The sequence below is a fragment of the Sphingobium sp. FW305-3-2-15-F-TSA7 genome (genome assembly GCF_058787155.1).
The window spans coordinates 213098-234480 of the sequence record NZ_JBYSZM010000005.1 but is presented as its reverse complement, the minus strand read 5'-3'; the positions used below and the strand labels follow the sequence as shown (position 1 = coordinate 234480).

The following is a 21383-nucleotide window of genomic DNA, read 5'->3' as shown; positions in this document are numbered from 1 at the left end:
GAAAAGCTCTGAACTAAGCCCCTCCCCTGAAGGGGAGGGGCTTAGTTCAGAGCTTTTCGACGAATGCTGCGTAGGCGGCTTCGTCCATCAGGCCTTCGAGTTCCGACATGTCGGACAAGGTCAGCTTGAAGAACCAGCCATCCTCCTCGGCCGAACCGTTCACCAGCGCGGGATCGTCGGCGAGATCGGCATTGCCCTCGATGACGGTGCCGGAGACGGGCGAATAGACGTCGGAGGCGGCCTTCACGCTTTCGACCACGGCGGCATCATCGCCCTTGGCGAGTTGCTTGCCCTCGGCAGGGACTTCGACGAACACGATGTCGCCGAGCTGGCTCTGCGCATAATCGGTGATGCCGACGGTGCCGATCTCTCCGTCGACATCGACCCACTCGTGATCCTCGGTGAAATAGCGGCTCATTTCGGGGCTCCTTTGCGGTGATAGCGATGGGGAACGAAGGGCATGGCGGCGACGGCGACAGGCACCCGCTTGCCGCGTACCTCGGCTTCGAGCGGCGTGTCGACGGCGGCAAGATCGGCAGTCACATAGCCCATTGCGATCGGCGCGCCGACACTGGGAGCGAAGCCGCCCGAGGTCACGACGCCAACCTGACGGTCGCCGCTGTACAGGACGGCGCCTTCGCGGACGGGCATGCGCCCCTCTACCGCCAGGCCGACGCGCTTGCTCGGCGCGCCTTCGGCAAGTTGCTTGAGGATGATGTCGGCGCCCATGAAACCGCCTTCGGTGCGGCGACGCTTCTGCATCGCGAAGGTCAGGTCGGCGCCGACCGGCGTCACCCGCGGGTCCAGATCATGGCCGTAGAGCGGCAGTCCCGCCTCAAGCCGCAGCGAGTCGCGCGCGCCCAGGCCGATCGGCTTGACCTCGGGCTGGCTGGCCAGCGCTTCCGCAAATGCCTCGACGGCATCCGCCGGCACCGAAATCTCGAACCCGTCCTCACCGGTATAGCCGGAGCGGCTGACCCACAAAGCCGTGCCGTTCCAGCCGAACGCGCCCGCTTCCATGAAGAACAACGCCTCGACGCCCGGCACGATCCGCGCCAGCGCGTCGACGGCCTTGGGGCCCTGCAGCGCGATCAGCGCCTGATCCTCCAGGTGATTCATCGTGATCTCGTCGGGCAGATGCTCGCGCAGCACGCCGATATCCTCGAACTTGGTCGCACCGTTGACGACCATATAGATGTCGTCGGTCCGGCGCGTGACCATCAGATCGTCGAGAATGCCGCCATTTTCGTCGAGCAGCAGCGAATAGCGCATCCGCCCCGCGCCCAATTCCTTGATATTGCCGGGCAGCAGCGTCTCGAGCGCGGCATCGGCATCATCGCCGCTGAACAGCAGCTGCCCCATATGGCTGACGTCGAACAACCCGGCGGATTCACGCGTCCACAGATGCTCCGCCATGATCCCTTCATACTGGATCGGCATCGAATAGCCGGCAAAGGCCACCATGCGCGCGCCACGCGCACGATGCCAGGCATCAAGCGGCAAGAGCTCAGCGGCTTCTGCGATATCGGTGTCTTCGCTCATCAAACTACTCCCGTGACGGTCCACAGCCGACAATGCACGCAATCGTGCCCTGTCTTGCTGCCCCCTCTGTCACGGAACCTGAGAGCTTTCACGGCGCGAAAACGCGCAGCTTACCCCTTCGGTGGTTCCGGCCTTCGCCGAAACGCTTTCCAGAGTGCCTTAGACCGCGCGGTCCAGTGGCCTGAGAGATTCCGGGGCGGTTGCTCCTTCGGCGCCCCGGACATGTCCGAGGGCTCTCCCGCGCGATCCCCGACGGTTACCCGCCAGCGACGAATCCGGCTTGGGCGACACGACGATTCGAGTCAATCGCCGTTTACACCCGATGTCACCTCGTCGCGTTGTACTGAAGCTGCTCGTTGGTGAGCTGAAACCCGACCAGCAGTTCGAAACTGGCGCGGCTGACCGCATCGCGCACCGCGGGAATCGACAAGGGATCGATCGCGGCATCGGTGTCTCCGGGCTTGCGGCGACGGACGATCTGCTGGCGGATATCGTCGGGCAGGGTCGCCGCGGCGCGATTGACCGTCGCACCCGCGCCCGCCGTCGCGGTCGCCCGGGTCTGCCCATCCTCGAAACGAACCGCGACGCGGCTGAGCCGTTTGGAGACGACGGCGCGGCCGCCGCGCACGACCGTTGCGAAATAGGGCAGCACCACTTCACGCGCGCCACTGGCATTGGTGCGCGTCGCGACAACGTCGAAGGTCACGTCCGCGGCGATTTCCGCCCCGGTATCGTTGCAGTTCGAGCGCAGATTGGTGATCGAAGCGACCACGTCGATCGCACGCGCCTCGCGGCTGGCGGGCGGGTCGAACAAAGTGACGTCGCCGGTATAGGCGGGAATCGCAACCGCCGGGCAGGCAGAGCGCGTGACGGTGATACCACCGCTGGCATCGATCTGATTGTCTTTCGCGCAGGCACCCAGGCTGGCGAGCGCGGCGACGAGGATAAACGGCTTCAGATCGGGCACAGACAGACTTCCTTCAGGCGAGCGGAGAGAACCGCAGATCAGCCGATAGGCGGCGGACGCGATCATAGGAAGCGGCTTTCGCAGAGGCAAGCAATCGCGTAGAGGCCGGGCAATGATCGAAACCGTCTCTTCGCGTCCGCCTCTCGAGCTGCTGATCGCGGCGCCGCGCGGCTTCTGCGCAGGCGTGGACCGCGCCATCCGCATCGTCGAACTCGCGATCGAGAAATATGGCGTGCCGGTCTATGTCCGCCACGAAATCGTCCATAATCGCTTCGTCGTCGACGGATTGAAGGCGAAGGGCGCGATCTTCGTCGAGGAGTTGGACGAGGTGCCCGACGATGCGCCCGTGGTCTTTTCCGCACACGGCGTGCCCAAGGCGGTGCCGGCAAAGGCGGCCGAGCGTGGGCTGTCCTATCTCGACGCCACCTGCCCGCTGGTCTCCAAGGTCCATCGCCAGGCCGAACGGCTGGTCGCATCCGGCCGGCACATCCTGTTCATCGGCCATCGCGGCCATCCCGAAGTGATCGGGACGTTCGGCCAGGTGCCCGAAGGAACGATGACATTGATCGAGACGGTCGAGGATGTGACGGAACTGGCCCCCGACAATGCCGACAATCTCGCTTTCCTGACCCAGACCACGCTGTCGGTCGACGACACCGCCGCGATCGTCGCAGCGTTGCGCACCCGTTTTCCGACCATCGGCGAACCGCGCGGCGAGGATATCTGTTACGCGACCTCCAATCGCCAATCGGCGGTCAAGGCGATCGCGTCGTCATGCGATGCGATGATCGTGATCGGCGCCCCCAATTCATCCAACTCGCTGCGCCTGGTCGAAGTCGCCGAACGCGAAGGCACGCGCGCGCAGCTGATCCAGCGCGCCGCCGATCTCGATTTCGACTGGCTCCGGGGTGTCACCCGACTGGGGATCACCGCGGGCGCCTCGGCCCCCGAATTGCTGGTGCGCGAAGTGGTCGACCGGCTCGCCACCCGCTTCGACGTCAGCGAACGCGAGGTCGAGACCACGGTCGAATCGATCGCCTTCAAGCTGCCTCGCGGCCTCGAAGCCGCCTGACATGGCCGTCTACACGCAGGTTTCCGCCGAAGAGATGGCGGCGCTTCTGACGCGCTACGAAGATGCCGGCCAGCTCGTATCGGCCAAGGGCATCGCAGAGGGTGTCGAGAACAGCAATTACCTGGTCGAGACCGACCTGCATCGCTTCTTCCTGACACTCTACGAGAAGCGCGTCGATGTCGACGACCTGCCCTTCTTCTTCGCCTTGCTCGACCATCTCGCCGATGCCGGCAATCGTGTGCCGCGCACGATCAAGGATCGCGACGGTGTCCAGCTTCAGCAGGTCGCCGGGCGCCCCGCCTGTCTGATCGAATTCCTCTCCGGCGTTTCGGTCAGCCACCCGACCGCGACGCAGGCGCAGGCGGTCGGCGAAGCGCTCGGCCGGATGCACGCCGCGCTCGCCGATTTCGCCGGCGACCGCCCCAACGCCCTTGGGCTGGCCGGCTGGCATGAGCTTGCCGAACGATGCGGCGACGATCTCGACAGGATCGCCAGCGGACTGGGACAGCGCGTTGCCGACGAGCTCGCCTTTCTCGACGCCCATTGGCCGGCCGACCTGCCGACCGCGGTGATCCATGCCGACCTGTTCCCCGACAATGTGCTGATGCTCGGCGACACGGTGACCGGGCTGATCGATTTCTATTTCGCCTGCCGCGAGATCCGGGCCTGGGACGTGGCGGTGACGCACGCGGCATGGAGCTTCGAGAATGACGGCACCGGCTATCATGCCGATCTCGGCGCGGCGCTGATTGCGGGTTATGATGCCGGTTTCGGGCTGAGCGACGCCGAGCGCGCGGCGCTGCCCGTGCTGGCGCGTGGCGCGTGCCTGCGCTTCCTGCTCACCCGCGCCTGGGACTGGCTCAATACGCCGGCCGATGCGATGGTGAACCGCAAGGATCCGCTGGCATTCCTGCGCAGGCTCGACGTCTATGCCGCCAATCCGGGACTCTTTGCACGATGAGTGAGCTGCCGCATGTCGAAATCGCGACCGATGGCGCGTGCAAGGGCAATCCCGGGCGCGGCGGCTGGGGTGCTCTGATCCGGATGGGAAGCCACGAGAAGGAGCTATCGGGCGGCGAGCCGCACACCACCAACAACCGCATGGAACTGATGGCCGCGATCAAGGCGCTCGAAGCGCTCAATCGCCCATGCCGCGTCACGCTGTCGACCGACAGCAACTATGTGAAGGACGGCATCACCCGCTGGATCTTCGGCTGGCAGAAAAATGGCTGGAAGACCGCCGATCGCAAGCCGGTGAAGAATGCCGAGCTATGGCAGGAACTGCTCGCGGCGATCAAGCCGCACCGCATCGAATGGCTGTGGGTGAAAGGCCATGCCGGCCACCCCGACAATGAACGCGCCGACCGACTGGCGAGCGACGCCGCACTCGCCCAGCCGCGCTAGACCAAGATCACTTCAGATTGAAACAATCTGAAGTGAATGTCGATCGGTCCCAATACCGTTATCCGATGAACGTCGTTCCTTGGGTCGTGGCATGAGCCTTCGCGACGACCGAGCGAACCAATCTCGAATGCGTCAGCATCTTCGAGATCACGTACAACGATTTTAGCTCAAGTCTTCAACTTCCGCATCGGGGCCGTTCTTCTTGAGCGACTCGATCGCGTCCTTGGCGCTCGTCTTGCTCGAATAGCCTTCGGTCCAGAACATGATCTCGCTATTATATTTGAACTTGGCCACGAACTCGCCGGCCTTGTTCTTCTCGATCACGAACTTGTGCGCCATGGATCCGACTCCTTGTTGATCTCGATCAATCGAGACTAGCGTGCGGAATGCATCTGCCAAGCCTATTCGAACCGGGCCGGATCATAGAGCGCCGGATCGATCCCCGGATCGGGTGAGTGGCCCAATATCAGCGCTGCCGCCAGCCTGGCGGCGGCGGGTGCGGTCTGGATGCCGAAGCCGCCCTGTCCGGCACACCAGAAGAAACCCGGCATTGCGGGGTCAAAGCCGTAGACGGGCAGCCGGTCCGGCGCGAAACTGCGCAATCCTGCCCATTTCCGTTCGACGGCGTCGACACGCCAGTCGACCGCGCCTTCGAACCGGTCGATTGCGATTGCGACATCGATCTCCTCCGGAGCGGCATCGCACGGATCGGTCGGACTCTCGTCATGAGGCGTCAGCCAGAGCCGCCCGCCCGCCTCGGGCTTGAAATAGAAGCCCCCGCCAATATCGATCACGATAGGCAGCGCGTCGGGGCGGACCGGTGTCGTGCGGATCTGCGCCACGGTTCGACGATAGGGGCGAATACCGAGTGGCCGGACGCCCGCGCGGCCCGCCACCGGATCGGCCCATGCCCCCGCCGCGTCGACCAGGATATCCGCCCGGATCGGGCCGGACGCGCTGTCGATGACCCAACCGGCAGCATCGCGCGCCGCGGCGACAAGGCTGGCTCGGGTCAGCAGCGCGGCACCGCGGCGGCGTGCCCGTGCAAGGCAATCAGCATGAAGCGCGGCGACGTCGATATAGGCACAGCTCGCTTCCAGCACTCCCAATGTCCATTCGGGCCTGAGCCCGGGGACATGGGCGGCAGGATCGACCTCGGTCAGCACGACACCGCTGGATAGGAAGCTGCCGAGCAGGGCATCGAAGGCGATGCGATCATGCGCGCGGCCGATATGAAGCGCGCCCATCGGATCGAGAAAACCACCGTCCCGGAGCGCGGCGCCCGACGCGGTCGTCAGCGGCTGGATGGCGGGGCCGCCATAGGTCTCGCTCCAGAACGCCGCCGAACGCCCGGTCGCGTGATAGCCCGGGCTATCCTCGGCCTCGATCATCGCAACCGAGACATGCGGCGCCAGCTCCGCGGCCAGGCTCGCGCCCGCAATGCCGGCGCCGACGATCACGATGTCGTAGCGCATCAGTCGACCGGGGCGTGCCTGTCCAGGAAATCATCGATCGCCGCCAGGGCACGATCGCGCACCGGTTCGACTTCCCGCAGGATCTCATGCGCGGATTCGTCACCGAAGCGCATCAGTTCGGCATTGGGCAGGCGATGTGCGGCCTCGCGGATCGCCGCCGGACGCACCAGCCTGTCGCGATCGGCACATAGCAGCAGCAGCGGTGTCCTCACCGCTTCCAGGCGACCGGGCAGAAAACTGTCGAGAGTCGAACGATAGGCCACCGCCAGCCATTTCCAGCTTGGCGGCCCAAGCGCAAGCTCGGGTTTCGCCGCCTTCCACCACAGTTCGTCCTCATAACGATCGTTCGAATGGGTGAGGAACTTCCGGCGCGAGGCCCCGGGCGGTGCCGGGCGTTCGTTGCTCTTCCACGCGGCGCGCGCGGGATCGCCGATCCGCGCCATGAAGCGCGCGACCTTTTCCGCGATCGCGGGGCTGAACGGCGCGCTTTGCAGTCCGAGCATCGGCGCAACCAGCGCGACCGCGTCCGGCGCGATCCGCTTCTCCTCCAGCGCGCGCAGCACCAGATGCCCGCCCATCGAGTGTGCGACGATCACATGCGGACCGGGCGACGATTCCCGAAGTGCGGCGAAACGGGCCGCAAGATCATCGATCCAGGGTGCGAAATCGTCGGCATGACCGACCAGCGGATCGGCCGCGAAACGCCCCGAGCCGCCCTGCCCACGCCAGTCGAAGCTCGTCACCCGCCAGCCGCGGCGATGCCAATGCGCGAAGGATTCCAGGTATTTCTCAAGGATATCGCCGCGTCCGCCCTGAAACAGCAAAGTGCCGCGTGCAGGCGCCGTATCGACCGGCCAGTCGAACACGCGCAGCGGCCAGCCATCGGCCGCCGGCTCGTGACGGATCACTGCCCCGCGCGGGACGGCTCGACGGTCGATCACCGCAAATTCTTCCGAAGCATCAGCCATGACCTTGGTTACGGTTTCGTAAGGCATAGCGTCTAGGCCTAGCGGTATGACCGGGGGAATTTTAACGAATATTCTAGTGGCCGCGCTCGGCTGCCTGCTGCTCACGGCGGTATATACCGACCTCAAGGGCCGGACGATCGAGCATTGGACCAACGGCGCCATCGCGCTGCTGGCCCCCATCTACTGGTGGGCGGCCAGCTATTCGCTATGGCCCGACGTCGCGATCCAGATCGGCATCGCGCTTGGGGTGTTCGCGGTCTTCACTGCGATCTATGCAACCGGCGCAATGGGCGGCGGCGACGTGAAATTGCTCGGCGCCCTCGCGCTGTGGCTGCCGATCATGCCGTTGATCAGCATGCTGTTCATCATGGCGGTCGCGGGCGGCGTGATTACGATCATCGCGGTAATCGGCCACAAGATCAGGAAAATGCAGGGTAAAATCGAAGTTCCCTATGGCGTTGCAATCGCCGTGGGCGGGTTTTGGGTGATGTCCGAACAGTATTTTAACCAATTTGCTTGATGAAACATCGCGGGCCTTTTTGGGGGGGCCGGCTCAGAGGGTGAGAGACGTCATGGACGTAAAGAAGATCGCATTGCTGGTTGGCGCACTGCTCATTGCAGCAGTGACCGCTTTCATGGCGAAGAGCATGTTCTCCGGCGCATCGGCGCCAAGCGCCGCGGCGGCACCGACAATGCCGGCCGGGCCCGAAGTTCTGGTCGCAACCCGCGCCATGCCGGTGGGAACGATCATCGAGCCGGACAGCTTCCGCTTCCAGCCCTGGCCGAAGGATCTCATCCAGAGCGCTTACTATATCAAGGGCGAAGTCGATCCCGCCGCGCTTTCCGGCACCGTGGTGCGCTACGCGATCACCGCCGGCCAGCCGATGACCCAGGGCTCGCTCGTCAAGCCGGGCGATCGCGGCTTCCTGGCCGCAGCACTCGGCCCGGGCATGCGCGCGGTGACGGTTTCCGTCGGTGCCGCGACCAGCGTTGCCGGTTTCGTCTTTCCGGGCGACCGCGTCGACTTGGTGTTGACGCAGGAAGTCGGTGGCGACGGGCCCGCGCTCAAGACCTCGGAAACGATCATCCGCAATCTGCGCGTGCTCGCCACCGACCAGCGCACCACCAACACCAACGACGAAGGCAAGGCCGAAGTCAGGACCTTCTCCACGGTCACGATCGAAGCGACGCCGAGGATCGCCGAGAAGATCGCGGTCGCGCAGACCATCGGCCAGCTGTCGCTGTCGCTGCGCTCGATCGCCGACAACACCGCCGAACTGGAGCGCGCTATCGCCGCCGGCGAAGTGTCTGTGCCCGACAACGCCGATCCGAAGGCCGAGAAGCAGATGCTACTCGCCATCGCTTCGCGCCCGATCGACACCGACACGACGTTCGTCACCGGCGCCGATGTCTCCCGCTTCCAGCGCCGCTCGCTCCCCGTCGCACCGCGTCCTGCCGCATCGGCGGCGGCGCAGGGCGGCTCGGCGCCGTCGGCCGTTTATGCGCCGCAGGGTCCGGTCGTCCGGGTCGCGCGCGGCAACAACATCACCGAAGTTCCTGTGGGGGGAAAGTAAGATGCCAATCTTCAACATGACCAAGCGCCAGGCGCTGGGGACCGCGCTTGCCGCCGTCCTCGCCCTGGGTGCGGGCACGGCCGGAATAGTCCCGCTCGCGGCGCAGCCCAACGGCGCTTCGCAGCCCGCCAACACTCTCAATCTTTCGATCGGTCGTGGCACGCTGGTGAATCTTCCGGCACCGATGACCGACCTGTTCGTCGCCGACAACGGCATTGCCGATGTCCAGGTCCGCTCCGCGACCCAGCTCTACGTCTTTGCGAAGGCGGCCGGTGAGACGACGATCTACGCCACGACCAAATCAGGCAAGGTCGCCTATTCGGCCACCGTCCGCGTCGGGACCAATATCGGCTCGGTCGATGCCATGCTGCGTCTGGCGATGCCCGACGCACAGATCCAGTCGACGCCGATGAACGGCCTGTTGCTGCTCACCGGTACCGTCGCCAGCCCGGACGACGCGGCAGAAGCCGAGCGTCTCGCCCAGGCGTTTATTGGTGCCGGCAGCCAGGTCGTCAGCCGGTTGCGCACGGCGACACCGCTCCAGGTCAATCTCCAGGTCAAGATCGCCGAAGTCAGCCGCGAACTGAGCAAACAGATCGGCTTCAATCTCCTCGCGAGCGATCCGACCGGCGGTTTCATGTTCGGCCTCACTCAGGGTCGACCCAACGCGGTGAAAGTCGACGCGACGACCGGGAAGGCGACCTTCACCGGAATCGAAGGTTCAACCACGCTTGCCGCGGCCGGCAAGCTTTTCGGCCTCAACGTGCTCGGCGCGCTCGACCTTGCCGAGAATGACGGCCTTGTCACCACACTTGCCAATCCGAACCTGACCGCGCTTTCGGGTGAAACCGCCAGCTTCCTGGCCGGCGGCGAGATCCCCATCCCGGTGAGCACGGGACTGGGTCAGGTATCGGTCGAGTACAAGCAATATGGCGTCAGCCTGGCTTTTACCCCGACAGTTCTTGCCGATGGTCGCATCTCCATGCGCGTGCGCCCGGAAGTGTCGCAACTTTCGAGCGCTGGATCGGTCACGCTGAACGATTTCGAGATTCCGGGCATCACCACACGCCGGGCGGAAACGACCGTCGAACTTGGTTCGGGACAAAGCTTCGTCATCGGCGGACTGCTGAGCAATTCCAGCAATAACTCGATGGATAAGGCCCCTTTTCTGGGTGACCTTCCGATCCTGGGTGCCCTGTTCCGGTCCAAGCGCTGGACCCGGGCGGAAAGCGAGCTCGTGATCGTGGTCACGCCTTATCTGGTCAAGCCGGTGTCGGCGAACGAGATCGCGCTTCCGAACGATGGCTATCGCGCGACCAACGACGCCGAAGCCTTCCTGCTCGGGCAGACCTTCGAGGGCAAATCCGGGCAGAAGCGACCAATGCCTTCGGCGGGTGCTCCGCAGACGATCAAGCCCGGCGTCTCTCCGGACGGCGGCCCCAGCGCCGCGCTGCCCAGTGGCAGCCTGCCGGACAACGCGCCGCAACAGCCCGCGTCCAAGGTGGCCCAGGCACCGGTTGTGCCGCAACCCAAGGGCGCCGCTCCGGCGAAGCCCGGTTTCAGCTTCGATTGATTGTGAGGCTTTCCATGAACAGCAATCTCGTCCGCAAGGCCGCCACCCCCGTCATTCTCGCACTCAGCCTGACGCTCGGTGCGTGCGGCGGCACCCGCAATACGGGCATGGAACCGGTGCATCAGCCGGTCGTCAACCGGCTCGACTATGCGCTCGATCTCAATACCGGCGGAAATGGCGGGCTGGCGGATGGTGAATCCCGGCGCCTTGCCGGCTGGTTCGATACGCTGCGCGTCGGTTATGGCGACCGCATCTCGATCGACGATCCTTCGCCCTATGGCAGCGCGGCCAGTCGCGACGCGGTCGCGACCGTGGCCGCACGCTATGGCCTGCTCCTGAATGACGGCGCGCCGGTCACGACGGGGGCCGTCGGAGGAGGCATGGTCCGCGTGGTCGTCAGTCGCATGTCGGCTTCGGTGCGCGGCTGCCCTGACTGGAGCCGTCCATCCCAGCCCGAATATGAAGCGTCGACCATGTCCAACTATGGCTGCGCATCCAACACCAATCTCGCGGCGATGGTCGCCAATCCCGAGGATCTCGTTCGCGGACAGAGTGGCAGCACCGACCCGCGGGTTTCGAGCAAGGCGATCAAGACCTTCCGCGACAAGGCACCGACGGGTGCTTCCGATCTGAAACAAGAGAGCAGCAAGGGAGCGCAATGACATGAACGCACCGTGGAATCCTTCGCGCGGCACAGCGCTCCGCGAACCGTTCAGCGCCTATGTCTGCGACGAGACGACGGCCGAGACGCTGCGCTCGGTCGCGGTCGAGCTCGGCTGGCTGCCCGACAAGGTCAACAAGGGCGGGCTGCGTAACGCCGTACAATCGCTCTCGGTCTCGGCGAGTCCGAACCTGTTGTTCGTCGACCTGTCGGAATCGGGCGATCCGCTCAACGACATCAACGCACTTGCCGAAGTCTGCGAGCCCGGCACGATCGTGATCGCGGCCGGCCAGGTCAACGACGTACGTCTCTATCGCGATCTCGTCGCCAGCGGTATCCAGGATTACCTGCTGAAGCCCCTTAATCCCGACCAGCTCCGCGACGCCTTCGCCCAGGCCCAGGCGACGCTGAGCACGCCCAAACATGTCGATACGGGTATCGAACGTCCGCATGTCATGACCGCCGTCATCGGCGCACGCGGCGGCGTTGGCGCATCCACCATCGCAACCTCGCTCGCCTGGCTGTTCGGCGAGAAATCCAGCCGCTCGACCGCGATCCTCGATCTCGACGTCCATTTCGGCACCGGCGCGCTGGCACTCGATCTCGAGCCCGGCCGCGGCCTGACCGACGCAATCGAGAATCCGAGCCGGATCGACGGACTGTTCATCGAACGCGCGATGGTGCGGGCAAGCGACAAGCTGTCGATCCTGTCGGCCGAAGCGCCGCTCAGCCAGTCGATGCTGACCGACGGATCAGCGTTCTTCCAGCTCCAGGAGGAACTGCGGGCGGCATTCGAATGCACCGTCATCGATCTGCCGCGCAACATGCTGATCCAGCATCCGCATCTGCTGCAGGAGGTGCAGGCAACCGTCATCGTGACCGAGCTGACGCTCGCTGCCGCCCGCGACGTCATCAGGATCCAGTCGTGGCTCAAGAGCAACGCACCTCATGCGCGTGTGCTTGTCGTCGCCAATCGCGTGCCGACCACCGGCGCTCCCGAGGTGAGCCGCAAGGAGTTCGAATCCTCGATCGAACGCAAGGTCGACATGATCGTCCCGCTCGACACCAAGATCGCGGCGCAGGCGGCAAAGCTCGGCAAGCCATTGGCTGAAGCCGGCAAAGGTTCGAAAGTCAGTCAGGCGTTGCTCGAGCTCTCCAATCGTCTGCTCTCGACCGTCGAGGCAGTCGCGGAGGTCGAAGGCAATTCGAGCAAGGGCAAATCCCTGCTCGGCAAGCTTGGCGACATAAAATCGCTGATGCCCAAGGCAAAGCGGGCGAAGACCGCGGCCTGAAGCCGCGGTCGGAATGGAGCACCGGAAATCCGGTGCGGTTGAGGGAATAGGCCGATGATGCCGATAATCGTGCTGACGATCGGGGCGTGCGCCACCCTGCTGCTGGTTTTCGTGGCTTTTTCCGGCCCGTCGACCAGCAAGGCGCTGTCGCGACGCCTGTCCTCGGCGAAGGACCGTCACGCCGCATCGGCGGCCGCCTCGATCGAGGCACAGATGCGCAAGGCGATCTCCGCGCGCCAGGCGACGAAGATGGACAATGTCGCCTCGCAGATCCTGCCCAATCCCACATTGCTCAAACAGCGCATCGCGCGGACCGGCAAAAACTGGACGCTGGGCCAATATGGGCTCGCCTCATTCGCGATCGGCATAGGCTTCACAACACTGGCGACGCTTCTGGGGGGCCCCTTGGCACTGTCCATCCTTTTGGGCGTGATGATGGCGCTGGCGATTCCGCACATGACGGTCAGCCATCTCATCAGAAAGCGGATCAAGACCTTCACGACGCGTTTTCCGGATGCGATCGAGCTGCTCGTGCGCGGCCTTCGCGCCGGCCTGCCGATCTCGGAAACGCTGACCGTCGTCGCCAAGGAGATACCAGGGCCCGTTGGCGAGGAGTTCAGCACCGTCGGCGACAAGATCCGCATCGGGCGCACCATGGAAGCAGCGCTCCAGGATGTCGCAGACCGGCTCGGCACGCCCGAATTCCAGTTCTTCGTGATCACACTCGCCATCCAGCGCGAGACCGGCGGCAATCTGGCCGAGACATTGTCCAACTTGGCCGACGTGCTGCGCAAACGCGCGCAGATGAAGCTCAAGATCAAGGCGATGTCGTCGGAATCCAAAGCCTCCGCCTATATCGTCGGCTCGCTGCCCTTCCTTGTCTTCGCGCTGATCTACGCACAGAGCCCCGACTACATGGGCCAGTTCTTCAGCGATCAGCGGCTGATCATCGCCGGACTCGGCGGACTGATCTGGATGGGCATCGGCAGCGCGATCATGGCCAAGATGGTCAGTTTCGAGATCTAAGGGGCGGATAGACATGACCAACGCACCTGCCGGACCGACCCTGTTGGGAGTCGACGTGATCTGGGTGGCGACCATTCTGGCCGCCGTCGCGACTTTCGCCATGCTCGTCGCGCTCTACGCGGCGACCACCGTGCGCGACCCGATGATCAAACGCGTCAAGGCACTCAACGCACGGCGCGAGCAGCTCAAGGCCGGTATCGTCGCCTCAACCTCCCGCCGCCGGGCCAAGCTGGTCCATCAGAGCGAGACCACCGACCGTATCCGCGAGTTCCTGAAGACCTTCAAGGTGCTGCAGGACGAGCAGGTGAAAGCGGCGCAGATCAAGCTGGCCCAGGCGGGCATCCGATCCAAGGATCTGGCGGTCACCGTCATCTTCGCGCGCATGATCCTGCCGCTCGTGATCGGCGGCACCGTCGTGCTCGGCGTCTATGTGCTCGACTGGTTTCCGGACTGGAGCGCGATCAAGAAATTCGGTCTGGCGGCCGGTGCTCTGATCCTGAGCTACAAGGCTCCGGACATCTATATCAAGAACAAGATCCAGAAGCGCAGCGACGCGATCCGCAAGGGTCTGCCCGACGCACTCGACCTGCTCGTGATCTGCGCCGAGGCAGGCCTCACCGTCGATGCCGCTTTCGGCCGGGTCTCACGCGAGCTCGGCCGCGCCTATCCCGAACTGGGTGAGGAATTCGCGCTCACCGCGATCGAGCTGGGCTTTCTCACCGAACGTCGCATGGCGTTCGAAAATCTGGCCTCGCGCGTCGATCTCGAAGCCATTCGCGGCGTCGTGACCACCATGATCCAGACCGAGAAATACGGCACGCCGCTCGCCTCGGCGCTGCGCGTGCTTTCGGCCGAATTCCGCAACGAACGCATGATGCGCGCCGAGGAAAAGGCCGCGCGGCTGCCGGCGATCATGACCGTGCCGCTGATCCTGTTCATCCTGCCCGTGCTGTTCGTCGTGATCCTCGGCCCCGCGGCCTGCTCGATCTCCGACAGCTTCCTGAGCGGGAACGCCACCGGCGCGGCGCCCTGACAGGATACTGCCCCGGCATGAAAAGCCGGGGCAGCTCATTCACGCCTTCAGCGCGGCCTGCGCGGCGGCCAAACGGGCGATCGGTACGCGATAGGGTGAGGCCGAGACGTAATCGAGCCCGGTCTTTTCACAAAAGCCGATGCTGGCGGGGTCGCCGCCATGCTCGCCGCAAATGCCCAGCTTGATGTCCGGCCGCGTCGCCCTGCCCCGCTCCGCCGCCAACGCGATCAACTGACCGACACCTTCGATATCCAAGCTGACGAACGGGTCGCGCGCAAAGATGCCCTTGTCGACATAGGTCGTCAGGAACCGGCCCGCATCGTCGCGGCTGACGCCGAGCGTGGTTTGCGTCAGATCGTTGGTGCCGAAGCTGAAGAATTCGCCGACCTCGGCGATCTCGCCCGCCATCAGCGCGGCGCGCGGCAGCTCGATCATCGTGCCGACCAGATACTCGACGGTCGCGCCACGTTCGGCGAACACCGCCTGCGCAGTCTTGTCGACGATCGTCTTCATCAGCTCCAGCTCGCGCTTCGTCGCGACCAGCGGGATCATGACCTCGGGGATCGGCGCGTCGCCCGACTTCGCCGCCACGTCAAGCGCCGCCTCGAAGATCGCGCGCGCCTGCATCTCGTAGATCTCGGGATAGGTGACGCCGAGACGGCAGCCGCGATGGCCGAGCATCGGATTGACCTCATGAAGCTCGGCCGCACGCCGCTTGAGCATCTCGATGCTGACATCGGCGGCGGCGGCAACATCGGCAAACTCCGCCTCTTCATGCGGCAGGAATTCGTGGAGCGGCGGATCGAGCAAGCGGATCGTGACGGGCAGGCCCGCCATCACCTCGAAGATCTCGGTGAAGTCCTTGCGCTGTTCAGGCAGCAGCTTCTCCAGCGCCGCGCGGCGGCCCGCCTCGCTGTCCGCCAGGATCATCTGGCGCACCGCCGTGATCCGGCCGGCGTCGAAGAACATATGCTCGGTGCGGCACAGGCCGACGCCCTCGGCGCCGAACTCGCGCGCGGTGCGGCAGTCGAGCGGGGTTTCCGCATTGGCGCGGACCTTGAGCCGACGAACCTTGTCGGCCCATTCCATCAGCGTACCGAAATCGCCGGCCAGTTCGGGTTGGACGGTGGGCACCAAGCCCAGCATCACTTCACCCGACGCGCCGTCGATGGTGATGATATCGCCTTCCTTCACTTCGCGCGATCCGACGCGCATCAGCTTGGCCTTCGCATCGATCGCAAGCGTACCGACGCCCGAAACGCAGGGCCGGCCCATGCCGCGCGCGACAACCGCAGCGTGACTGGTCATACCGCCGCGCGCCGTCAGGATGCCCTTGGCAGCGTGCATGCCATGGATATCCTCGGGGCTGGTCTCGGTGCGCACCAGGATCACCGCATCGCCCATTTCGGCACGCTTCTCCGCAGTGTCGCTGTCGAACACCGCCATGCCCGAGGCCGCGCCCGGCGACGCCGGCAGCCCCTTGGCCAGCACATCGCGCGGCGCATTGGGATCGAGCGTCGGATGGAGCAACTGGTCGAGCGCAGCCGGATCGACGCGCGCAATCGCTTCCTCGCGCGTGATCAGGCCTTCATCGGCCATGTCGACCGAGATCCGCAAAGCCGCTTTCGCCGTCCGCTTGCCGGAGCGGGTCTGGAGCATCCAGAGCTTGCCCTGCTGCACGGTGAACTCGATATCCTGCATGTCGCGATAATGCGTCTCGAGCAGGTCGAACACGCGCGCCAGTTCCTCGAAGGTCTCCGGCATCGCCTCTTCCATCGAAAGCGGCTTGGCCCCTGCCCGCTCGCGCGCGGTTTTCGTCAGATATTGCGGCGTGCGGATACCCGCGACCACGTCCTCGCCCTGCGCATTGATCAGGAACTCGCCATAATAAGCGCGCTCACCGGTCGCGGGATCGCGGGTGAAGGCCACGCCCGTTGCCGAGGTGTCACCCATATTGCCGAACACCATCGCCTGGACGTTGACCGCGGTGCCCCAGTCGCCGGGGATGTCGTTCAATCGGCGATAGACCTTGGCGCGTTCCGACTGCCATGATCCGAACACCGCGCCGACCGCACCCCAGAGCTGGTCGTGCACGTCTTGCGGGAAGGGCTTGCCCCATTGCTGCTCGACGAGCGACTTGTACTCGGCGACCAGCGCCTGCCAGTCCTCGGCACCCATCTGCGTATCGAGATGGAAACCCTTGTCTTCCTTGGCGATCTCCAGCGCTTCCTCGAATGCGCCGTGATCGAGTTCGAGAACGACGTCCGAATACATCTGGATGAAGCGGCGATAGCTGTCCCAGGCGAAGCGCGCATCGCCCGACGTCTCGGCGAGCCCCTTCACCGTCTCGTCGTTCAGACCCAGGTTGAGAACGGTATCCATCATGCCGGGCATCGAGACGCGCGCACCGGAGCGGACCGAGACGAGCAGCGGATCGGCGGCATCGCCGAAGACCTTGCCGGTCACCGCCTCGATATGGGCGATGCCGTTCGCGACTTCGGCCTTCACGCTGGCGGGGAAAGTCTCGCCTTCCTCATAATAGAGCGTGCACATCTCGGTGGTGATGGTGAAACCCGGAGGGACCGGCAGGCCGATCGAGGCCATGCCGTCGAGATTGGCACCCTTGCCGCCGAGGAGATTCTTGTTCCCCTGGCCGCCGTCCGACACACCGCCGCCGAAGCGGTAGACATATTGGGTCATCGTTCCGTCCCTGTTGAAATGTGGAGCTTCGCTTCGCTCTTTCCGGGAGTGATGTGGAAGTCGCGCTCAGCCCTCTATTTTCGAAAAATCCGCGACGCGATGCACCGCATCGCGAACCCGTGCCAGCATCCCCAGTCGCGCCGCCCGCTTTGCCGGGTCGGCATCATTGACCATCACCGCTTCGAAAAAGCTGTCGATCGGTGCACGCAGCATGGCGAGCGCCGCCATCGCACCTTCGAAATCCTCGGCGGCGATCGCGGCCTCGGCCTTTGGCTCCGCCGCGTCGAGCGCTGCAACCAGCGCGACCTCGGCCGGCTCGGTCGGCGCGGCGGGCGCGACGGTCGGCGCAGCCTCCTTCTTCAGGATATTGGCCGCACGCTTGTAACCGGCGAGCAGATTGGCGCCGTCCTCGGTCGCGACAAAGCCCTGCAGCGCCTGCACCCGTGCCAGCAGTCGGACGAGATCGTCCTCGCCACCCAGCGCGAACACCGCGTCGATCAAGTCGTGACGGACGCCCGCCTCGCGCTGCTGGACCTTGAGGCGATCGGCGAAGAAATCGAGCAATTCGCCAGTGTCGAGCGATACGCCCTTCCCGCCCACCGACAGGCCGGATTTGGCGCGTTCGAACATGGCGAGCAGATTCAGCCGAGTGCCGTTGACCAGGATCGTCTGGATCGTCTGCAGCGCGGCGCGGCGGAGCGCGAAGGGATCCTTCGAGCCGGTGGGCCGGATGCCCTGCGCGAAAAAGGCGGCAAGCGTGTCAACGCGATCGGCGAGAGCGACGCATGCGGGGATGCAGCCCTCGACCGCTGCGACATATTGCTGCTGCAGCGCGGAAACCGTGCCCGGCTTTTCCCCGGCATGCTCGGCATAATAGCCGCCCATAATGCCCTGAAGCTCCGGAAACTCGCCGACCATGCCGGTCGCGAGGTCGGCCTTGGCCAGCAGGCCGGCGCGCCGCGCGGTCTCCGGATCGCGCTCGGGGAAATATTCCGTGGCAATCCAGGCCGCGAGCCCGGCGATGCGCTCGGCCTTGGCGCGCAGCGTGCCCATGCCTTCATAGAACAGCATGTTCTCGAGCTTGGGCAGATAGGCGTCGAGCGGCGCCTTCAGATCCTGTTCCCAGAAGAATTTCGCATCCGACAGCCGTGCCGCCAGCACCTTGCGATTGCCGTCGACGATTTTCGCGCCGCCGTCCGCCGCCACGATGTTCGCGGTGCAGATGAAGTTGGGCGCAAGCTTGCCTTCGCGATCATTGACCGCGAAATATTTCTGGTTGGTGCGCATGGTGAGCTGGATCACCTCGCGCGGCACCTGGAGGAAGGCGGGATCGAAGGATCCGAGCAAAGGCACGGGCCATTCGGTGAGCCCGGCATTCTCGATCACCAGGCCTTCGTCCTCGACGAGCACCAGTCCGGCATTGGCGGCCGCAGCGGCGGCGCCCTCACGGATCAGCGCCTTGCGCGCCTCCTGGTCGACGATCACGTGGCAGGCACGCAGCTTCGTGGCGTAATCGTCGGCATTGCCGATCGTGATCCGGCCGGGATGATGGAAACGATGGCCGACCGTCTCGGCGCCCGAGGTCACACCCTCGATCTCGATCGGCACGACGGTGTCACCGAACAACGCGACGATACCCTGCAACGGACGCACCCAGCGCAAGCTTTCGGTGGTCAGGCTGGCGGCGCCCCAGCGCATCGACTTGGGCCAGGGAAAGGCGCGGACGATCGCGGGCACCGCTTCGGCAAGCACCTCGACAGTGGCGCGGCCGGGCTTTTCGATCACCGCGAAGAGGATGCCGTCGCGTTCGACGAGTTGCTCGCGCGCGAGGCCGGTCGCGCGCAGGAAGCCGGCCAGCGCCTGTTCGGGCGCGTTGGCGCGGGGGCCTTTGCGTTCCTCCGACACTGCTTCGGTCTGCAACGGCAAGCCGCGCGCGATCAGCGCGAGGCGCCTTGGTGTCGCGAAGGTCTCGATCGCGGACGGGGCCAGGCCCGACTTCGTCAGTTCCTCGCCGAACAATCGCGCCAGATCGGCGCGCGCCTTGTCCTGCATTCGCGCAGGGATTTCCTCGGACAGCAGCTCGAGCAGGAAATCAGCCATCACGCCGTCCACCCGTTATGCTCCATCCAGGCCGCACAGCTGCCCTTCGCCAAGTCACGGACGCGGCCGATATAGGCCTGGCGCTCGGCAACCGAGATCACGCCGCGCGCATTGAGCAGGTTGAAGATATGGCTCGCCTCGATCGCCTGCTCATAGGCGGGGATCGGCAGCTTGCGTTCCAGACACAATTCGCATTCGGCCGCCGCCTTGCGGAACAGGTCGAACAGCCGGTCGGTGTCCGCGACCTCGAAATTCCAGGTCGACATCTGACGCTCATTCTCGAGGAAGATGTCGCCATAGGTGACGCCGCGACCGTTGAAATCGAGGTCGTACATGCTGTCGACGCCCTGGATGTACATGGCCAGGCGCTCGAGCCCATAGGTCAACTCGCCCGCCACCGGCTTGCAGTCGAAGCCGCCCATCTGCTGGAAATAGGTGAACTGCGTCACTTCCATGCCGTCGCACCAGACTTCCCAGCCCAAGCCCCAGGCGCCAAGCGTCGGGCTCTCCCAATCATCCTCGACAAAGCGGATATCGTGCTTCGAAAAATCGATGCCGATCCGCTTCAGCGACCCCAGATAGAGATCCTGCAGGTTGGACGGGCTGGGTTTCAGTATCACCTGATACTGGTAATAATGCTGTCCGCGATTCGGATTCTCGCCATAACGGCCGTCGGTCGGCCTGCGGCACGGCTGGACGAACGCGGCATTCCAAGGATCGGGCCCGAGCGCGCGCAACGTCGTTGCCGGATGGAAAGTACCTGCGCCCATCCGCATGTCGTAGGGCTGGAGGATCACGCAGCCTTGCTCGCTCCAATAGTCATGGAGCGTGAGGATGAGCTGCTGGAAGCTCGGGGGCTTCGAGTCGGTCAAATTCCGGCCTTCGCAGATGCAAAAAAACTCGCGCGAGCCTTTGGCGGATGCATCCCTGATGGTCAAGAAGCACAGGCGTCATCGCGGGGCTTGCGGAGGCGGTGCCGGCACGCTCTACTGAACCGGGACATACCCGATCTCCCGGACAAGGACGGTAATATGAAGAAGCTTTTCGGCGTGATGCTGGCCGGTGCCGCGATGATGACGACACCGCTTGCCGCGCAGGCGCCATCGTCCGGGACCGTCGATGCCGATCCCGCGCTCTGGGTGGTGAAGGATGCGGACACCACGATCTATCTGTTCGGGACCGTCCATATCCTGAAACCCGGCCTGTCCTGGTTCGACGAGGCGGTGAAGACGGCGTTCGACGCGTCGGACGAGCTGGTGCTCGAAATGATCGAGCCCGATCAGGAGACCATGCAGAAACTGATGACGAGCAAGGGCATCGATCCCGACGGCCCACCGCTCAGCCAGAAGCTCGCCGAGCCGGCACGCGCCAATTACATCAAGGCGATGGCGGATCTCGGTGTTCCCTATCAGGCGTTCGAGGCGATGAAGCCATGGATGGCGTCGATCACACTCGGGATCCTGCCGCTCGGCAAGCTCGGTTACGACCTCAACAGCGGCGCGGAGAAAGTGCTGACCCGTGCCGCAACACAAGCAGGCAAGAAACTGGGCCAGCTCGAATCCGCCGAACAACAGCTCGGTTTCTTCGACAGCCTGCCCGAAGACAAGCAGATCGCCTTTCTCAATTCGACGGTCGACGAAATTCCGACTCTCGGCACCGAGATGGAAAAGATGGACCGGGCCTGGGCCAAGGGCGATCCCGCCGCGCTTGCCGTGTTGATGAACGATTCGCTGGAGAAAACCCCGGAACTGGCAAAGATCCTGCTGATCGACCGTAACGCCCGCTGGGCCGCCTGGATCGACAAGCGGATGGCGGCACCAGGCACCGTCTTCATTGCCGTCGGCGCGGGACATCTCGCCGGCAAGGGCAGCGTCCAGGATCAGTTGAAGACGTATCGGATCAGGGCGAAACGGATCAAATACTGATCGGCCACCCGATAACCTCCGGCAGCCCGCACCACCGGATTGTTCATTGCACCGTCAGCCTCGCATCCCGA

The 21383-nt window shown here is 64.6% G+C and carries 20 protein-coding genes and 1 riboswitch; of the genes, 11 read left to right on the top strand and 9 right to left on the bottom strand.

Annotation, left to right across the window (positions count from 1 at the left end; translation table 11 throughout):
* Positions 1–46 precede the first annotated feature (46 nt).
* From gcvH to AC3WN8_RS05740, 3 genes are all read right to left on the bottom strand, one after another.
* Complete coding sequence (gene gcvH, locus AC3WN8_RS05750) at positions 47–418, bottom strand: glycine cleavage system protein GcvH (RefSeq protein ID WP_492668429.1); 372 nt, start codon at positions 416–418, stop codon at positions 47–49.
* On the bottom strand, positions 415–1542 hold the full coding sequence (gene gcvT, locus AC3WN8_RS05745; protein WP_492668428.1) for a glycine cleavage system aminomethyltransferase GcvT: 1128 nt from the start codon (positions 1540–1542) through the stop codon (positions 415–417). The genes gcvH and gcvT overlap by 4 nt, the downstream gene beginning before the upstream one ends.
* A gap of 159 nt (positions 1543–1701) precedes the next feature.
* Positions 1702–1793, bottom strand: a riboswitch (glycine riboswitch).
* 74 nt (positions 1794–1867) lie between these two features.
* A complete protein-coding gene (locus tag AC3WN8_RS05740; protein WP_492668439.1) occupies positions 1868–2515 on the bottom strand; it encodes a hypothetical protein in 648 nt (215 codons plus the stop codon).
* A gap of 106 nt (positions 2516–2621) precedes the next feature.
* Here AC3WN8_RS05740 and ispH point away from each other — a divergent pair, with 106 nt between their 5' ends.
* Genes ispH through rnhA form a run of 3 tightly spaced genes read left to right on the top strand, consistent with a single transcriptional unit; the run spans position 2622 to position 4985 of the window.
* Entirely contained in the window at positions 2622–3581 is a 960-nt protein-coding gene (gene ispH, locus AC3WN8_RS05735; protein ID WP_492668427.1) for a 4-hydroxy-3-methylbut-2-enyl diphosphate reductase, read from the top strand.
* Position 3582: 1 nt separating this feature from the next.
* Positions 3583–4542, top strand: a complete 960-nt coding sequence (thrB, locus tag AC3WN8_RS05730; protein WP_492668426.1) for a homoserine kinase — start codon at positions 3583–3585, stop codon at positions 4540–4542.
* Positions 4539–4985 carry a ribonuclease HI gene (gene rnhA, locus AC3WN8_RS05725; RefSeq protein WP_492668425.1) on the top strand — a complete coding sequence of 149 codons (447 nt, stop codon included), beginning with the start codon at positions 4539–4541 and terminating at the stop codon, positions 4983–4985. The genes thrB and rnhA overlap by 4 nt, the downstream gene beginning before the upstream one ends.
* A gap of 162 nt (positions 4986–5147) precedes the next feature.
* On the opposite strand, the gene AC3WN8_RS05720 is transcribed toward rnhA, so the two are convergent.
* From AC3WN8_RS05720 to AC3WN8_RS05710, 3 genes are all read right to left on the bottom strand, one after another.
* A complete protein-coding gene (locus AC3WN8_RS05720; protein ID WP_492668424.1) occupies positions 5148–5324 on the bottom strand; it encodes a YegP family protein in 177 nt (58 codons plus the stop codon).
* Between the two features lie 62 nt (positions 5325–5386).
* Complete coding sequence (locus AC3WN8_RS05715; RefSeq protein ID WP_492668423.1) at positions 5387–6460, bottom strand: NAD(P)/FAD-dependent oxidoreductase; 1074 nt, start codon at positions 6458–6460, stop codon at positions 5387–5389.
* Entirely contained in the window at positions 6460–7401 is a 942-nt protein-coding gene (locus AC3WN8_RS05710; protein ID WP_492668422.1) for an alpha/beta hydrolase, read from the bottom strand. Before AC3WN8_RS05710 ends, AC3WN8_RS05715 begins: the two co-directional genes overlap by 1 nt.
* A gap of 73 nt (positions 7402–7474) precedes the next feature.
* On the opposite strand from AC3WN8_RS05710, the gene AC3WN8_RS05705 reads away from it, so the two are divergent.
* From AC3WN8_RS05705 to AC3WN8_RS05675, 7 genes are read left to right on the top strand one after another with little or no spacing between them, the layout of a single operon-like run.
* Positions 7475–7948: an A24 family peptidase gene (locus AC3WN8_RS05705; RefSeq protein ID WP_492668421.1), complete on the top strand. Its 474-nt coding sequence runs from the start codon at positions 7475–7477 to the stop codon at positions 7946–7948.
* Positions 7949–8000: 52 nt separating this feature from the next.
* Positions 8001–9002 (top strand): Flp pilus assembly protein CpaB, encoded by a 1002-nt coding sequence (cpaB, locus tag AC3WN8_RS05700; protein ID WP_492668420.1) that lies wholly within the window; start codon positions 8001–8003, stop codon positions 9000–9002.
* A 1-nt stretch (position 9003) separates the two neighbouring features.
* Positions 9004–10575 (top strand): type II and III secretion system protein family protein, encoded by a 1572-nt coding sequence (locus AC3WN8_RS05695; RefSeq protein WP_492668419.1) that lies wholly within the window; start codon positions 9004–9006, stop codon positions 10573–10575.
* Between the two features lie 14 nt (positions 10576–10589).
* Positions 10590–11237 (top strand): CpaD family pilus assembly protein, encoded by a 648-nt coding sequence (locus AC3WN8_RS05690; RefSeq protein WP_492668418.1) that lies wholly within the window; start codon positions 10590–10592, stop codon positions 11235–11237.
* 1 nt (position 11238) lies between these two features.
* Complete coding sequence (locus tag AC3WN8_RS05685; RefSeq protein WP_492668417.1) at positions 11239–12528, top strand: pilus assembly protein CpaE; 1290 nt, start codon at positions 11239–11241, stop codon at positions 12526–12528.
* 54 nt (positions 12529–12582) lie between these two features.
* Positions 12583–13554: a type II secretion system F family protein gene (locus AC3WN8_RS05680; RefSeq protein ID WP_492668416.1), complete on the top strand. Its 972-nt coding sequence runs from the start codon at positions 12583–12585 to the stop codon at positions 13552–13554.
* Positions 13555–13567: 13 nt separating this feature from the next.
* Positions 13568–14587, top strand: coding sequence for a type II secretion system F family protein (locus AC3WN8_RS05675; protein WP_492668415.1), 1020 nt, complete (start codon positions 13568–13570; stop codon positions 14585–14587).
* 39 nt (positions 14588–14626) lie between these two features.
* On the opposite strand, the gene ppdK is transcribed toward AC3WN8_RS05675, so the two are convergent.
* The 3 genes from ppdK to AC3WN8_RS05660 form a co-directional block, all read right to left on the bottom strand.
* Positions 14627–17287, bottom strand: a complete 2661-nt coding sequence (gene ppdK, locus AC3WN8_RS05670; protein ID WP_492668414.1) for a pyruvate, phosphate dikinase — start codon at positions 17285–17287, stop codon at positions 14627–14629.
* 66 nt (positions 17288–17353) lie between these two features.
* Positions 17354–19387 carry a glycine--tRNA ligase subunit beta gene (glyS, locus tag AC3WN8_RS05665; RefSeq protein WP_492668413.1) on the bottom strand — a complete coding sequence of 678 codons (2034 nt, stop codon included), beginning with the start codon at positions 19385–19387 and terminating at the stop codon, positions 17354–17356.
* Positions 19387–20259 (bottom strand): glycine--tRNA ligase subunit alpha, encoded by an 873-nt coding sequence (locus AC3WN8_RS05660; RefSeq protein ID WP_492668412.1) that lies wholly within the window; start codon positions 20257–20259, stop codon positions 19387–19389. The genes glyS and AC3WN8_RS05660 overlap by 1 nt, the downstream gene beginning before the upstream one ends.
* A gap of 159 nt (positions 20260–20418) precedes the next feature.
* Here AC3WN8_RS05660 and AC3WN8_RS05655 point away from each other — a divergent pair, with 159 nt between their 5' ends.
* Complete coding sequence (locus AC3WN8_RS05655) at positions 20419–21312, top strand: TraB/GumN family protein (protein ID WP_492668411.1); 894 nt, start codon at positions 20419–20421, stop codon at positions 21310–21312.
* The last annotated feature ends 71 nt before the right edge of the window (positions 21313–21383 follow it).